Consider the following 15,093-nt stretch of genomic DNA (forward strand, 5'->3'; position numbering starts at 1 on the left):
AGAAACCAGCCTCGGCAAACCTTGCCATAGCCAGCAATTGATAATCTTGCATTCTAGCACTCAAGATGCGCCGCAAAACGCAAATTTGGCGCAGGGATTTGCCCTGCGCCAGCCTGCCCTTTACTCCCGCCCTCTACTGCGTCTGCGGCACATGCCAGCCGCCGCCCAGCGACTGGATCAGGGCCACGGCCGTCGTCTGGCGGTCCGCCTGCGCCTGCACCAGCGAACGGCGCGCCGACAGGGCCGTCACCTGCGCCGTCACCACGTCCGTATAGCCGACCTGGCCCGCGTTGTAGCGGTTCAGCATCTGCTGCTCGACCTGGTCGGCCGCCGATGACGCCTGCTGGCGCAAGGCCAGCTGCTCGGCCAGCGCGCGCGTGGCCGACAACTGGTCTTCCACGGCGCCAAAGGCGGACAGCACCGTCTGGCGGTAGCGCGCCACAGCCGCCTCATGCCCCGCCTTGGCCGCATCCACGCTGGCCGTCGTGGCGCCCGCGTTGAACAGGGTTTGCGCGGCCGACACGCCCAGCGACCACAGGCTCGACGATGCATTGAACAGGTCGCCCACCTTGCTGGCGCCGGAACCGTAGGAACCCGTCAGGTTCAGGCTCGGGTAATACGCGGAACGGGCGATGCCGATCTGCTCGTTGGCCACGGCCACCCTGCGCTCGGCGGCGGCGATGTCGGGACGGCGCTGCAGCAGGGTCGATGGCACGCCCAGCGGCACGTCCGGCACGGTCAGGGTCCACGGCGCCACGGCCAGGCTGAAGTCGGATGGTGCCTTGCCCAGCAGGATGGCAATCGCGTGTTCGAGCTGGGCGCGCGCGCGCGTCTGGCTGGACAAATCGATCTGCGCATTGGCCAGCTGCGTCTGCGCCTGCAGCAAGTCGGACTTGGCGGCGATGCCGGAATTGAAGCGGTTGCCGGTAATCTCGAGCACGCGCTTGTAGCCGTCGATCGTGGAATTGAGCAGCGCGATCTGCGCATCGCTCTGGCGCAGCGAAAAATAATTGGTGGCCAGCTCGCCCTGCGCCGACAGGCGGGCGGCGGCCAGGTCCGCCGCGCTGGCCGCGGCACTGGCGTCCGCCCCCGATACGCCCGCGCGCAGGCGGCCCCAGATATCCGGTTCCCACGAGGCGCCGATGGCGGCCTTGAAGTTGTTGTTCGTCTGCTGCTCGCCCCCGCCGCCGGAACGGGCGCCGCTGCCCGTCAGGTTCACGGTGGGGAACAGCGAGGCGCGCTGTTCGCGCACCAGCGCGCGCGCCTGCTCGTAGGAGGCGATGGCGGCCGCCACGTTCTGGTTCGATACTTCAATGCTGTCGGCCAGCTGGTTCAGCTGCGCATCGCCGAACAGGGTCCACCACGGACCCCGTTCCAGCGTGTCGGCCGGCACGGCCGGCTGCCAGCCGGCCGCCTCCTTGAACGTTTGCGGCGCGGCGGCCGTCGGCGTTTCATACGTGGGACTGACGGCGCAGCCGGCCAGCAGGACAGCAGCGGCCAGCGCCAGCAGGTGGCGCGCGGGAACGGTCGATACGATAGGTTTTACTTGCTTCATGATTGTGTGCTCGGGTTATCTGGCCCAGGAATGCGGCTCAATTGCTGCTCGTCGGCGCTGCGCGTGCGCAGCTTGTCGAGCAGGATGTAGACCACCGGGGTGGTCAGCAATGTGAGTAACTGGCTGGCAATCAGGCCACCGATGATGGCGACCCCCAAGGGCTGGCGTAGCTCTGACCCCTCGCCGAAACCGATCGCCAGCGGCAAGGCGCCAAGCGCCGCCGCCAGGGTGGTCATCAGAATGGGGCGGAAACGCAGCAAACATGCCTCGCGCACCGCCTCCACAGCTGTCAGTCCGCGCGAACGCTCGGCCTCCAGCGCGAAGTCGATGATCAATATAGCATTTTTCTTGACGATACCGATCAACAGGAACACGCCGATCAGGGCGATGATGGAAAACTCCATGCGGAACATCAGCAATGCCAGCACGGCGCCCACCCCTGCCGACGGCAAGGTAGACAGCACGGTGATCGGGTGGATCAGGCTTTCGTACAGGATGCCCAGCACGATATAGATCACCACGATGGCGGCCAGGATCAGCAGCGGCTGCTCCTTGTTGCTGTCCTGCGCGCTCTTCGCCGAGCCCTGGAAGCTGCCGCGCACATTCACCGGCATGCCGATTTCCGACTCCGCCTGGGCCACGGCAGCCTGCCCGTCGCTGAGCGGATAGCCGTCGGCCAGGTTGAACGACACGGTGGTGGCCAGCTCCCCTCCCTGGTGGTTGATGGACGTCGCCGTCGAGCTTTCAGCAAAGCTGCTGAACGACGACAGCGGCACCATGCGCGCCAGGGTCGTGGACAAGGCCGAGCCGCTGGACGGGTCGCGCGCCGCCGTCGTGTTGGATGCCGTCGCGGCAACGCTGGTGGTGGCCGTGGCGGCACCGGTGGCCGTCGTGCCGGTGGCGGCGACGGCGGCCGCATTCGACGCCGGCACGTACACGGAGCGCAGCGCTTCCGGGCTTTGCGCATAGCGGGGCGCCACTTCCATGATCACGTGGTACTGGTTCAGCTCATCGTAGATGGTCGCCACCTGGCGCTGGCCGAAGCTGTTGTACAGCGCATTGTCGATATCCTTGACTTGCACGCCCAGCTGCGTGGCGCGGTCCTTGTCGATGCTGACAAAGGTTTCCACGCCGTTTTCCGCCTGGTCCGTGTCCACGTCGATCAGGGCCGGCTGCATCTTCATCTGGTCGGCCAGCTTGGCCGCCCATTTCTTCAAGTCCGCCTGGTTGTCGCTGATCAGGGTGTACTGGTAGGTCGAATTGCTGGAACGCCCGCCCATGCGCAAATCCTGCACGGGGTTGAGGAACAGCGAGATGCCCGTCACCTTGGCCAGCTGCGGACGCAGGCGCGCGATCACGGCCTGGCCCTTGTCCGTGCGCTGCGACGCGGGTTTCAGGTCGATGAACATGAAGCCGCCCCCTGCCCTGCCGCCACCCGTAAACCCGACGACGGTGGCGACGGCCGGATCGTCCTTGATGATGTCGACCAGCTGGCGCAATTTACTCTGCATGGCCTGGAACGAGATGCTCTGGTCGGCGCGCATGCCGCCGTTGATCTGGCCCGTATCCTGCTGCGGGAAGAAGCCCTTGGGCGCGGCCGCGAACAGGTACACGTTCAAGCCGACGACGAACACGAGGATCGTCATCACGAGCGCGGCGCTGGACAGGGCCCAGTCCAGGCAATGCTCGTACACTTTCAGCATGCGCTCGAAACCGCGTTCGAACCAGCGCGCGACAAGGCCCGGTGGCTTGTGCTGCTCGCCGCTTTTCAGCAGCCAGGCGCACATCATCGGCGTGGTCGTCAGCGAAATGACCAGCGAAATCATCACGGCGGCCGACAGGGTCACGGCAAATTCGCGGAACAGGCGCCCCACCTGCCCGCCCATGAACAGCAGCGGGATGAAGACGGCCACCAGCGACAGGCTGATCGACAGCACGGTAAAGCCCACTTCGCGCGCGCCCAGCAGGGCCGCCTTGAAGCGGTCCATACCCGCCTCGATGTGGCGCTGCGTGTTTTCCAGCACCACGATGGCATCGTCGACAACAAAGCCCGTGGCCACCGTGAGCGCCATCAGGGACAGGTTGTTCAGGGAAAAACCCAGTATGTACATCACGCCGAAGGTGCCCAGCAGGGAGACGATGGTGGCCACGGCCGGGATGATGGTGGCGCGCACGCTGCGCAAAAAGGCGCTGACCACCAGCACGACCAGCACGATGGAGAGGATCAGGGTGAACTCGATCTCGTGCAGCGAGGAGCGGATGGAGTTGGTGCTGTCGGACGCCACCTGCAGCTTGATGTCGCCCGGCAGCTGCGCCTGCAGTTGCGGCAGCAGCGCGCGCACGCCGTCCACCGTGGCGATGACGTTGGCGCCCGGCTGGCGCGTGATCAGCACGATGACGGCCGGATCGCCATTGAACAGGCCCAGGGTATTGTTGTTCTCCACGCCGTCGACCACTTCGGCCACGTCGTCGAGGCGGATGGCGGCGCCGTCGCGCCAGGCCACCACCAGGCTGCGGTAATCGGCGGCGCTGCGCCCGCCCGAAGCCGTCGTCGCGCCCGAATAGATCTGCAGGCTGCGCTCGTCGCCGGAAATCGCCCCTTTCGGGCGGTTGGCGTTGCTGGCCTGGATGGCCGCGCGCACGTCCTCCATCGACACGGCATAGTGATTGAGCTGGTACGGCAGCAGTTCCACGCGCACGGCCGGCAGCGAGCCGCCGCCCAGCTCCACGTCGCCCACGCCTTTGACTTGCGCCACCTTCTGCTGCACCAGGTTCGACACGGCATCGTAGATCTGGCCCGGCGTGCGCGTTTTCGACGTCAGCGCCAGGATGATCACGGGCGCGTCGGACGGATTGGCCTTGCGGTAGGTCGGGTTGCTGCGCAAGGTTGCTGGCAAGTCCACGCGCGAGGCGGCAATCGCGGCCTGCACTTCGCGCGCGGCCGAATCGATCTTGCGGTTCAAGTCAAACTGCAGGTTGATGCGCGCCGAGCCCGTGCCCGACGACGACGTCATCTCGTTCACGCCGGAGATCACGCCCAGGCGCCGTTCCAGCGGCGTGGCCACCGACGTGGCCATGGTCGCGGGACTGGCGCCGGGCAGGCTGGCGCTGACGGAAATGGTCGGATAATCGACCTGCGGCAGCGGCGAGACGGGCAGCACGAAAAAGGCGCCGATACCCGCCAGCGCGATGCCGATGGTCAGCAGCACGGTGGCGATGGGGCGCTTGACGAACGGTTCGGACAGGTTCACGCGGCGCTCCCCGCATTATCGGCCGGCTTGTCCAGGCTCACGCCACGTGTCTTTGAAGCGAAGCGCTGGCCCAGGCGGTCAAAGCCCAGGTAGATGACGGGCGTGGTAAACAGGGTCAGCACCTGGCTGACGATCAGGCCGCCGAAGATGGCCAGGCCCAGCGGACGGCGCAACTCGGCGCCCTCGCCCCAGCCCAGCATCAGCGGCACGGCCGCGAACAGCGCCGCCAGGGTCGTCATCAGGATGGGGCGGAAGCGCAGCAGCGCCGCCTGGTGGATGGCTTCCTGCGGGCTCTTGCCCTCGTCGCGCTCGGCCTCGATGGCGAAGTCGATCATCATGATGGCGTTCTTCTTGACGATGCCGATCAGGAGGATGATGCCGATGATGCCGATCACGCCCAGGTCCTGCCCGGAGAGCATCAGCGCCAGCAAGGCGCCCACGCCAGCCGACGGCAAGGTCGACAGGATCGTCAGCGGGTGGATGTAGCTTTCGTACAGCACGCCCAGCACGATATACACGCAGACGACGGCGGCCAGAATCAGCCACAGCTGGTTCGACAGCGAGTTTTCATACGCGCCGGCCGCGCCGAGGAAGGTCAGGGTCACCGATGGCGGCAAGGCGATATCCTTTGCGGCCTGGCGGATGGCGTCGACGGCACTGCCCAGCGCCACGCCCTGCGTCGTATCGAAGCCGAGTGTCGTGGCCGGATATTGCGCCACGTGCGTAATCTGCAGCGGCGCCTGTTTTTCGCTGACGCTGGCAAAGGCGGACAGCGGCGTCGACTTGCCGGAACCCGTGCGCACCTGCAGATCCGACAGGTCGGACGGCGTGGTGACGATGCCAGGCTGCGCTTCGAGGATCACGCGGTACTGGTTGGTTTCCGTGAAAATCGTCGAGATGATGCGCTGGCCGAAGGCGTTGTACAGCGCGTCGTCGACGGTAGCCGTGGTGACGGACATGCGCGCGGCGCTGTCGCGGTCAATCCCCACGGTGACGGCGGCGCCCGTGGCGCCCGCATCCGTGACGACATTGCGCAGCTGCGATTTTTCGCGCATGCGCGCGGCCAGCTTGCCGGCCCACTCGGTGACGGTGGCCGTGTCAGCCCCTTCGAGTGACACGCGGTACTGCGTCGGCCCCGATTCCGCATCGATGGTGAGATCCTGCGTCGGCTGCAGATACAGGGTCACGCCGGCCACCTTGGCCACGCGGTTGCGCAGGCGCTCCATGATGTCATCCTGGTTGCCGCTGCGCGGACGCTTCAGGTTGATCAGCATGCTGCCCGTATGCAGCATGGTGTTGTTGGCCGCATCCACGCCCACCAGGGAACTCAGGGTATCGACAGCGGGATCTTCCAGCAGCGCGCTGGCGGCAGCCTGCTGCAAGGCAGCCATGCGCTCGTACGAGACGGCTTGCGAAGTTTCGATGCGCGCCTTCAGCTGCCCCGTGTCCTGCGTGGGGAACAGTCCCTTCGGAATGGTGATATACAGGACGACGGTCAGCAGCAAGGTGGCCAGGGCCACCAGCAGGGTCAAGCCCTGGCGTTTCAGCACCCACACGAGCGCATGGTCGTACTGCACGATGACGCGGTCGAGGAAGGCCTGGATGCGCTGGCCCGTGGCGCTGACCTTTTCATCGGCGCGGCTTTTCAGCCAGCGCGCCGACATCATCGGCACCAGCGTGAGCGAGACCACGGCGGAAATCAGGATCGTGATGGCCAGGGTCATGGCAAATTCGCGGAACAGCCGGCCCACCACGTCGCCCATGAACAGCAGGGGAATCAGCACGGCGATCAGCGAGACCGTCAGCGAAATGATGGTAAAGCCGATCTGCGACGCGCCCTTCAGGGCGGCGGCCATCGGCGTCTCGCCCTCTTCGATGTAGCGGGCGATGTTTTCGATCATGACGATGGCGTCATCGACGACAAAGCCCGTGGCGATGGTCAGCGCCATCAGCGACAGGTTGTTCAGGCTGTAGCCGAGCAGATACATGACGCCGCAGGCGCCGATCAGCGAGATCGGCACGGACAGGCTGGCGATCACCGTGGCGCGCATGCTGTGCAGGAAGGCGAAGATCACCAGCACCACCAGCAGCACGGACAGCAGCAGTTCCATTTCCACGTGTTCGACGGAAGCGCGGATGCCCGTCGTGCGGTCGCTCAGCACGTCGAGCTTCATGGCCGCCGGCAGGCTGGCCTGCAAGTCCGGCAGCAGGGCCTTGATGGCGTCGACCGTCTTGATGACGTTGGCGCCGGGCTGGCGCTGCACGTTCAGGATGATGGCCGGCTGCTTGCCGGACCAGGCGCCCAGGCGCGTGTTTTCCGCACTGTCGACGACATTCGCCACGTCGGACAGGCGCACGGGCGCGCCATTTTTATACGTGATGATCAGGCGCTTGTAGTCTTCAGCCGTGACCAGCTGGTCATTGGCGTTGATGGTAAACGAGCGCGTGGGGCCGTCGAAACTGCCCTTGGCGCTGTTGACGTTGGCCGCCGCGATGGCCGTGCGCAGGCTGTCGAGGCCCAGGCCGTACGAGGCCAGCAATTTGGTGTCGCCCTGGATGCGCACGGCGGGACGCTGGCCACCCGACAGCGAGACGAGGCCCACGCCGTTGACCTGGCTGATCTTCAGCGCCAGGCGCGTGTTGACGATGTTCTGTACCTGCGTCAGCGGCATCGTGTCGGACGTGATGGCCAGGGTCAGCACAGGCGCGTCGGCCGGGTTGATCTTCGCGTACACGGGCGGCGCCGGCAAGTCCGTCGGCAGCAGCGAGCCGCCCGCGTTGATGGCCGCCTGCACTTCCTGCTCGGCCACGTCCAGGGTCTGGCCCAGGGTGAATTGCAGGGTGATGATGGAAACGCCGGCCGCGCTGGTGGAACTCATGCGCTGCAAACCCGACATCTGCCCGAACTGGCGCTCCAGCGGCGCCGTCACCGTCTGCCCCATGACTTCGGGACTGGCGCCCGGGTACAGGGTCTGCACCTGGATGGTGGGGAAGTCCACCTGCGGCAAGGCGGCCAGCGGCAGGAACTTGAAGCCGACCAGCCCCGCCAGCACGATGGCCAGCATCAGCAGCGCCGTGGCGACGGGGCGCTGGATGAATGGCGTCGATGGACTCATTGCGCTGCGCCCTTCGCGGGGGTTGCAGCCGGTGCACTGGCCGGCGCGGATGCCGAGGCCGATGCGCTGGCCGTGCCGTCAGCGTGCTGGCGGCGGTGGCGGCGTTCGCCGTTGGCTGCTCCCGCGCCACTGGCGCCGCCCATGGCAGGCTTGTCGCCCGCCAGGGTGACTTTCGCGCCTTCCTTCAGGCGGTCGGCGCCTTCCGTGATGACTTGTTCTCCCGCTTCCAGGCCGGCGCGGATTTCCACCATGTCGGTGGTGGCCTGGCCGCGCGTGACCATGCGCACGGTGACGGTTTTATCCGCTTTCAGCACGTAGACGAAGTCGCCGTTATTGCTGTGACGCAGGGCCGTCACGGGTACCAGCACGGCGCCCGTGATATTGCCCAGCTCCAGGCGCACGTTGACGAACTGGCTGGGGAACAGGGCCATCTTGTCATTCGTGTAGCGGGCCTTGGCGCGCACGGTGCCCGTCTGTACGTCGACCTGGTTGTCCAGCGCGCTCAAGCTGCCCTTGTCCAGGGTATGCGTGCGCGTGCGGTCCAGCGCCAGCGCCGCCAGGGCCGAACCCGAATTCAGGCGCTCCTGGATGGTCTGCACCTTATCCTGCGGCACGGAGAATTCCACGTCGATGGGCGAGAGCTGCGTCACCACCACCACGCCGCCCGTATCGCTGGTGCTCACCAGGTTGCCGATGTCGACCACCTTCAGGCCGGCGCGCCCGCTGATCGGCGACACCACCTTGGTATAGCCCAGGTTCAGCCGCGCCGTGCCTTCGGCCGCGCGGTCCGTCATGACGGTGCCTTCCAGCTGTTTCACCAGGGCGGCCTGCGTGTCGACGTCCTGGCGCGCGATGGAATCCTGGCCCAGCAGGGTTTGATAGCGCTTCAGGGTCAGGCGCGCGTTTTCCAATTGCGCTTCATCGCGCTGGCGCTGGCCCGTGGCCTGCATCAGCGCCATCTCGAACTGGGCCGGGTCGATCTGCGCCACCACCTGGCCCGCCTTGACCATGCCGCCTTCCTTGAATTTCAGCTCTTTCAAAATGCCCGACACTTGCGGGCGCACCGTCACGGTGGACGCGGCCGTCACCGTGCCCAGCGCATCGAGCACCACGGGCAAGTCGGACTTCACGGCCGTGGCTACGCCCACGGTGGTAGAGGGGCCGCCGCGGCGCCCGCCGGGGCCACCGGGGCCGCCGGCACCGCCAGGACCGCCCATGCCGGGGCCGCCCTGGGCGCTGGTGCCGGAGTGGGTCAGGTACCAGGCACCGCCCCCCAGCGCAGCCATCACGGCCAGCGCGATGACCGTGCCGACGATTTTCGAACGGCGGCTGCGCCGCGGGGTGTTGGGTGTTGTCTGCGAATCCATCGCTTATCCTTGTAGTGGCCGCTGGCACGGCGAGTCTGTGGCGCCGGCCGAGGTGGGACACACTCAGGCCGGACGACCGTTTTTCGGGGTTGTTTCGGTACAAAGCCGGGGGAGTCAAGAGCTGAAAGTCAGCTGAAAAAACATCGCTCCCTAGCGTGAAACGACTCTAGCATAGTCATGTAACTGTTTCATTTCTACTTGAAACAATTACACACAGCCAGGCAGGCATGGGAGGATCAGGCGGGCCGGCAGGCAGGCCGCCACTGTGGGGGAACGGTGGAAAAATCAGGCTTGCGGGGCGCCGCAGGCGGGCAACCGCGTGGCGAGGGCGACTCGCATGCAGATACAAACTCGCTACAAATCTCCCGCCAGCCGGCTTGACCTGGCGCCGCGCGGGGACGTTTGCGCTTACAACGTCATGCCGAGGATGACATCCTGATAGTCGGTGCGGCCCACGCGGAAGGTACGCCGGCCCACCTGCGCAAAGCCGCAGCGCATATAGAACGCCAGCGCATCGTGGTTTTCCGCGTACACGCCCAGCAGCACGCGCCCTGCCCCGCTGGCGCGCGCTTGGCTCAGCGCCGCCTGCATCAGGCGCTGGCCCACGCGCTGGCCCTGGAAGCGGTGCAGCAGGTAGATGCGCTTGATTTCCAGGTCGTCCGGCCGCGGGTCGGCCACCGGCAAGCCGGCGGGGCTGAGCACCAGGTAACCGACGGGCGCGCCACCGGGCGTGGCCTCGGCCAGCCACAAGCGCATGGCCGGCAGCGCCAGCCAGTCGCGGTACAGCTGCGCGTCGTGCTGGCGCTGGCAATGGGCGATGACGTCGGCGCCATCGAGGATGCCCGCGAAGGCTTCCAGGAAGGTGGCCTGCCCCACCAGCGCCAGCGCCTGTTCATCACCCTTGGCGCACGGCCGGATGGTGATCGCCGTGTCAATTTCTCCGCTCATGTCGCTTGCCATGCCTTGCTCCTCATCGCTGTCCTGCATATGAAACAAGCCGGGCGAAGCCGGCTTGGGTAGCTTGTCTATGCTGGTGTTACTTGCCGCCCAGGGGCACTTCGCACAGGCAGTGCGTGAGGGCCATGAACGGTTTGTGCTCGCGCGTGATGCCCGACAGCCAGCTCAGCTCCTGCGCCATGCCCAGCGCCGCGTCGGCCGGCAAGCCGGTCGTGGCCAGGCCCAGCTTCACGTGTTCGCCCAGCCCCAGTGTGGCCATGGCCCTGGAGCCGAACATGCCGATCAGGCGGTCCACGTTCGACGTTTCCTGCTCCAGGTACGTCACGCGGTAGTCGGTGCCCAGGTTGGCGCGCTTGGCCGCCGAGGCCAGCGCATCGCCATAGCTGCCGATGCGGTCGACCAGGTTGCGCTCCTTGGCCTGCAAGCCCGTCCAGACGCGGCCCTGCGCCACTTCATCGATCTTTTCCGGCGTCGTCTTGCGCGCCTTGGCGGCCAGGTTCAGGAAGTCGCCATACACGTGGTTGATCGAACCCTGGATCACTTGCGCAAAGCGGGGGTCGAGCGGACGCAACGGGTTGCCCGCGTCGGCCAGCCAGGTGGTCGGCGAGCCGGCCGTGTGGATGCCCAGCTTTTCCACCACCTTGTCGGCCGTCGGCAGAATCGCGAACACGCCGATGGAACCCGTGATGGTGGCCGCGTCGGCGATCACTTCATCGGACGAGGTGCTGATCCAGTAGCCGCCCGAAGCGGCCACGTTGCCCATCGAGACGACCACCGGTTTACCGGCGGCACGCGTCAGCTCCAGTTCGCGGCGGATCAATTCCGAGCCGAAGGCGCTGCCGCCCGGCGAATCGACGCGCAGCACGACGGCCTTGATCGATTTGTCTTCGCGTGCCTGGCGGATCAGGCGTGAGGTGGACAGGCCGCCGATGGAACCCGGTGCCGCGATGCCATCGCCGATTTCACCGGAAGCGATGACCACGCCGACGGCGTCGCCGATGTGCACGGGGCGCAGGCGCGCCAGGTAATCGGCATAGTTCACCTGGCGGAAATTCGTGCCTTCCGTGTTCTTGGCGCCGCGCGCCATCATGAACTGGCGCAGTTCATCGCGCGTTTTCAGGCCGTCGACCAGCTTGGCGTCCAGCGACAGCTTGCCCAGGTCGCCACCGGCCGCCGTCATCAGCGCTGGCAACGCATCGATCGATTGCATGATGGCGCCGGCCGGCAGCTTGCGCGCCTTTTCCACGTCCGTCGTATAGGTGGTCCACAGGCCATTGTTCAGGTAACGGTCCGCTTCGGCCGCCGCTTCGGACGGGCCGTTGGCGATGAAAGGCTCGGCCGCGCTTTTATACGTGCCCACTTTCAGCAGGTTCACCGTCACGCCCACTTTGTCGAGCGCGTCGCGGTAGTAATTGCGGTAGCGGCCAAAGCCTTCCAGCATGACGCCGCCCATCGGGTGCAAGAATACCTCGTCGGCCTTGGCCGCCACCAGGTACTGGCGCTGGTTGTAGCTCGAACCCCAGGCCGTGACTTTCTTGCCCGTGGCGCGGAAGCGTTCCACGCCGGCCGCCACTTCGCGCAGCGAAGCGAGGCCGCCGCCCTGCAACTCGTCGAGCAGGATCACCATGGAGCCGATGTTCTTGTCCTTCGATGCCGTGTCGAGCACGGCCAGCACATCGCGCAGCTGCACGTTTTTCTTGACTTCGCCGCTGACATTGGCCAGCACCGCCTCGCGCACGCCGCCCGGGGTTTCCTCGACCAGCGGGCCTTGCAAGTCCAGCACCAGGGTGGTCTTTTCCGCCAGGGGCTTGGCGCCGCCGCCAAAGATGGCGATCAGGATGGCGATGACGATCAGCAGGAAAATCAGGTTGATGACCGCGCGGCGGGTGGCGTCCAGCGCGCGCCAGAATGCGCCAAAGCCGCGGCGCAGCGGCGGGAAGGGGTTGAGTGACATTGATGCTCCGTGAGGTTATGTACCTAAAGGAAATCAATATAGCTGAAAATGGCTGCGATCGTCTTGGGATTCGTCTTATTTTGACAAGTGTGCCGCGCTTTGGGCGCCCTGCCCTGGCGGCGTGGAAATGAGGAACAGGCCGCCCAGCACGAGGGAACCATTCAGTATCAGCAATTCCAGTCCGATGCGGTAATGCTCGAACAGCAGCGCCTGTTCCCCTTCGATCAGCGCGCACAGCAGCGGCCCGGCCACGGCCACCAAAGGCACCCAGCGGTCGCGCACGCCGCGCCGGCTGAGCAGGCCAAAAGCGAACAAGCCCAGCAGCGGACCATAGGTATAGCTGGCCAGCTTCAGGATCACGACTATCATGCTGGGATCATCGAGCCATTTGAAGGCCATGATCAGGATCAAAAACAGTGCGGCAAACCCCAAGTGCACGCGGCGGCGCCAGCGCATCTGCGCCGCCGGGCTCAAATCCTGCCTGCGTTGCACGCCGAGGATATCGATGCAGAAGGTGGACGTCAAGGCGGTGAGCGCCCCATCCACGCTGGGAAACAGGGCGGAAATGAGGGCGATGAAGAAGATCAGTTGCACCACGGCGGGGAAATGCCCGAGCACCACGGCGGGAAACAGTTTATCCCCTGTCGCGGTGACACCCGCCAGCGGCGCATACAGGTGCAGCAAGCCGCCGAGGAACAGGAACAGCAGCAGCACGCCGGTCAGCACCACGGTCAGGCTGAGCATGTTCTTTTGCGAATCGCGCAAGGTCCGCACGGAAATGTTCTTTTGCATCATTTCCTGGTCCATGCCCGTCATGGCGACCGTGATGAACATGCCGGCAAGGATATGCTTCCAGACATAGGCGGGACTGTCCGGGTCGGTGGTGAAGATGCGCGTGAGGCCTTGCGCGCGCATGCGCTCGAGGCTGTCGATGAGGGACAGGTCCATCTCGCGCAGCAAAAACACGCTACAAATCACGAGGCCCGCCAGCATGCACGCCGTTTGCAGGGTATCGGTCCAGACGATGGTCTTGACGCCCCCTTCATACGTGTACAACAGGATCAGCAGCAGCACGACGCACGACGTCAGCCAGAATGGCACGCCAAGGCTATCGAGAATGGTCGCTTGCAGGATATTGACCACCAGATACAACCGCGCCGTGGCGCCCAGCAGCCGCGACAGGATGAAAAACGCCGCCCCGCTCTGGTAGGAACGCCGCCCCAGGCGCAGTTCCAGGTAGCGGTAAATCGACGTGAGCTGCAGCCGGTAGTACAGCGGCAGCAAGATGAAGGTGATGGCCAGATAGCCCAGCACATAGCCGATCATCAGCTGGATATAGCCGAAACCGTTGCTCCCCACGGCGCCGGGCACGCTGATGAAGGTCACGCCCGTAAGCGTCGTCCCCACCATGCCGAAGGCCACCAGCATCCAGTTGCTGTCCTTGTTGCCGATGAAAAAACTGTCGTTGGTGGCATGGCGCGACGTGCGCCATGCCACGCCCAGCAGGATCAGGAAATACGCGAGGACGACGGCAAACAGGATGAGGGGGGACATGGGCGATGCGCTGGCGACAAAGGGGAACAGGGGCAGAAATATACAGCAAAGCCCCTGATTACGCCGGCGTCAGCAGCCGGTCGGTTTCACTTTCTCCACTTCCAGGCCGAACCACGGACGCAAGCGCGTGCCGATGACGTTGCCGAGAAAGGCGCAGACCAGCCACAGCCAGCCGTGCAGGCTGCCCGAGACGATGCCGCTGAAATACGCGCCGATATTGCAGCCGTAGGCCAGGCGCGCGCCGTAGCCGAGCAGCAAGCCGCCGACGATGGCGGCGATGATCGAGCGGCGCGGGATGCGCCATACGGGCGCATAGCGGCCGGCCAGCGCCGCCGCCAGCATGGCGCCCAGCACGATACCGATGTCCATCACGGAAGTCTTGTCTTGCGTCAACGGAGCGGCCAGGGCGGCGGCATTCGCCTTGGTCGACCAGTAGGCCCAGCTGGCCGTGTCGATGCCGACCACGGATGCGGCCTTGGCACCCCACAGGGCGAACGCGGACGTCACGCCCCACGGCTTGCCCGACAGCGCCAGGGTGGCGAAGTTCAGCACGACGAGCGCAACGGCGCCCGCCACCAGCGGCCAGGGGCCATGCAGCCAAGGTGATGCCTGTGCCGGGCGCAGGGGCGTGGCGACAAGCTTGCCATGGCGGCGCTTTTCCACCAGCACCGTGATGCCGGCGATCAGCGCGAAGACGATCCAGTTCAGCGCCAGCGCGGGCGCCAGGCCCAGGGTCGTGACGAGGGAAATCGGCTGGAGCTGCGGCAGCGCCGTCCAGAACGGCATGTGCGCCGTGCCGATCACGGAGCCGACAATGAAGGCGGCCAGGGTGATGAGCATGCGCGTGCTGCCGCCCCCCACCGTGTACAGGGTGCCGGACGCGCAACCGCCGCCCAGCTGCATGCCGATGCCGAAGATGAAGGCGCCGAAGATGACGGAAGTGCCGGCGGGAGAAACGAGGCCCGCGACGGGCGTGCCGAACAGGGTCCCGGCCGACAGCGCGGGGAAGAACAGCGCCACGCCCACGGCCAGCATCAGCATTTGCGCGCGCAAGCCGTCGCCGCGGCCATCGGCGATGAAGACGCGCCAGGCGGACGTAAAACCGAAGGCCGCGTGATACAGGGTGATGCCGAGCAAGGCGCCCACCACATACAGCGCGGCCTGGTTGATGCCGACCGTGTGCGCCAGGTACCACGCGCCGAGCAGGATGAGCACAAGCGCAACGCCCAGCGGTTTCGGATTGATGGCGGCGCGCAAGCGCAGGGGTGACGTTGCTGTATCGGACATGGGGAGAATGGGCCAGAGGAAGGTAAGCCCTATTCTCGCCCGTTTTGATGTT

The 15,093-nt window shown here is 65.8% G+C and carries 8 protein-coding genes; all 8 read right to left on the bottom strand.

Features of this window, described 5'->3' with window-relative positions:
- Positions 1–133 precede the first annotated feature (133 nt).
- The 8 genes from CSQ92_RS12105 to CSQ92_RS12140 all read right to left on the bottom strand — a co-directional run bounded on the left by CSQ92_RS12105 (position 134) and on the right by CSQ92_RS12140 (position 15,041).
- Positions 134–1,555: an efflux transporter outer membrane subunit gene (locus CSQ92_RS12105; protein ID WP_180277000.1), complete on the bottom strand. Its 1,422-nt coding sequence runs from the start codon at positions 1,553–1,555 to the stop codon at positions 134–136.
- Positions 1,552–4,806, bottom strand: a complete 3,255-nt coding sequence (locus CSQ92_RS12110; protein ID WP_099394228.1) for an efflux RND transporter permease subunit — start codon at positions 4,804–4,806, stop codon at positions 1,552–1,554. Before CSQ92_RS12110 ends, CSQ92_RS12105 begins: the two co-directional genes overlap by 4 nt.
- Positions 4,803–7,922 (bottom strand): efflux RND transporter permease subunit, encoded by a 3,120-nt coding sequence (locus CSQ92_RS12115; protein ID WP_099388358.1) that lies wholly within the window; start codon positions 7,920–7,922, stop codon positions 4,803–4,805. The genes CSQ92_RS12110 and CSQ92_RS12115 overlap by 4 nt, the downstream gene beginning before the upstream one ends.
- Positions 7,919–9,289, bottom strand: coding sequence for an efflux RND transporter periplasmic adaptor subunit (locus CSQ92_RS12120; RefSeq protein ID WP_099394229.1), 1,371 nt, complete (start codon positions 9,287–9,289; stop codon positions 7,919–7,921). Before CSQ92_RS12120 ends, CSQ92_RS12115 begins: the two co-directional genes overlap by 4 nt.
- A 408-nt stretch (positions 9,290–9,697) precedes the next feature.
- Positions 9,698–10,237: a GNAT family N-acetyltransferase gene (locus CSQ92_RS12125; RefSeq protein ID WP_092607015.1), complete on the bottom strand. Its 540-nt coding sequence runs from the start codon at positions 10,235–10,237 to the stop codon at positions 9,698–9,700.
- 88 nt (positions 10,238–10,325) lie between these two features.
- Positions 10,326–12,200: a signal peptide peptidase SppA gene (sppA, locus tag CSQ92_RS12130; protein WP_099394230.1), complete on the bottom strand. Its 1,875-nt coding sequence runs from the start codon at positions 12,198–12,200 to the stop codon at positions 10,326–10,328.
- Positions 12,201–12,275: 75 nt separating this feature from the next.
- The gene (locus tag CSQ92_RS12135) at positions 12,276–13,754 is read right to left on the bottom strand and encodes a sodium:solute symporter (protein ID WP_099394231.1); all 1,479 of its coding nucleotides are present in this window, start codon (positions 13,752–13,754) and stop codon (positions 12,276–12,278) included.
- Between the two features lie 69 nt (positions 13,755–13,823).
- Entirely contained in the window at positions 13,824–15,041 is a 1,218-nt protein-coding gene (locus CSQ92_RS12140) for a YeeE/YedE family protein (RefSeq protein ID WP_099394232.1), read from the bottom strand.
- Positions 15,042–15,093: the final 52 nt, after the last annotated feature.

The sequence above is a fragment of the Janthinobacterium sp. BJB446 genome (assembly GCF_002735655.1).
Classification (GTDB): domain Bacteria; phylum Pseudomonadota; class Gammaproteobacteria; order Burkholderiales; family Burkholderiaceae_D; genus Janthinobacterium; species Janthinobacterium lividum.

Coding starts and splice junctions, on each gene's coding strand:
- CSQ92_RS12125 (WP_092607015.1), bottom strand. CDS start 10,237: ATGAGCGGAGAAATTGACACGGCGATCACCATCCGGCCGTGCGCCAAG.
- CSQ92_RS12140 (WP_099394232.1), bottom strand. CDS start 15,041: ATGTCCGATACAGCAACGTCACCCCTGCGCTTGCGCGCCGCCATCAAT.
- CSQ92_RS12135 (WP_099394231.1), bottom strand. CDS start 13,754: ATGTCCCCCCTCATCCTGTTTGCCGTCGTCCTCGCGTATTTCCTGATC.
- CSQ92_RS12105 (WP_180277000.1), bottom strand. CDS start 1,555: ATGAAGCAAGTAAAACCTATCGTATCGACCGTTCCCGCGCGCCACCTG.
- CSQ92_RS12120 (WP_099394229.1), bottom strand. CDS start 9,289: ATGGATTCGCAGACAACACCCAACACCCCGCGGCGCAGCCGCCGTTCG.
- sppA (WP_099394230.1), bottom strand. CDS start 12,200: ATGTCACTCAACCCCTTCCCGCCGCTGCGCCGCGGCTTTGGCGCATTC.
- CSQ92_RS12115 (WP_099388358.1), bottom strand. CDS start 7,922: ATGAGTCCATCGACGCCATTCATCCAGCGCCCCGTCGCCACGGCGCTG.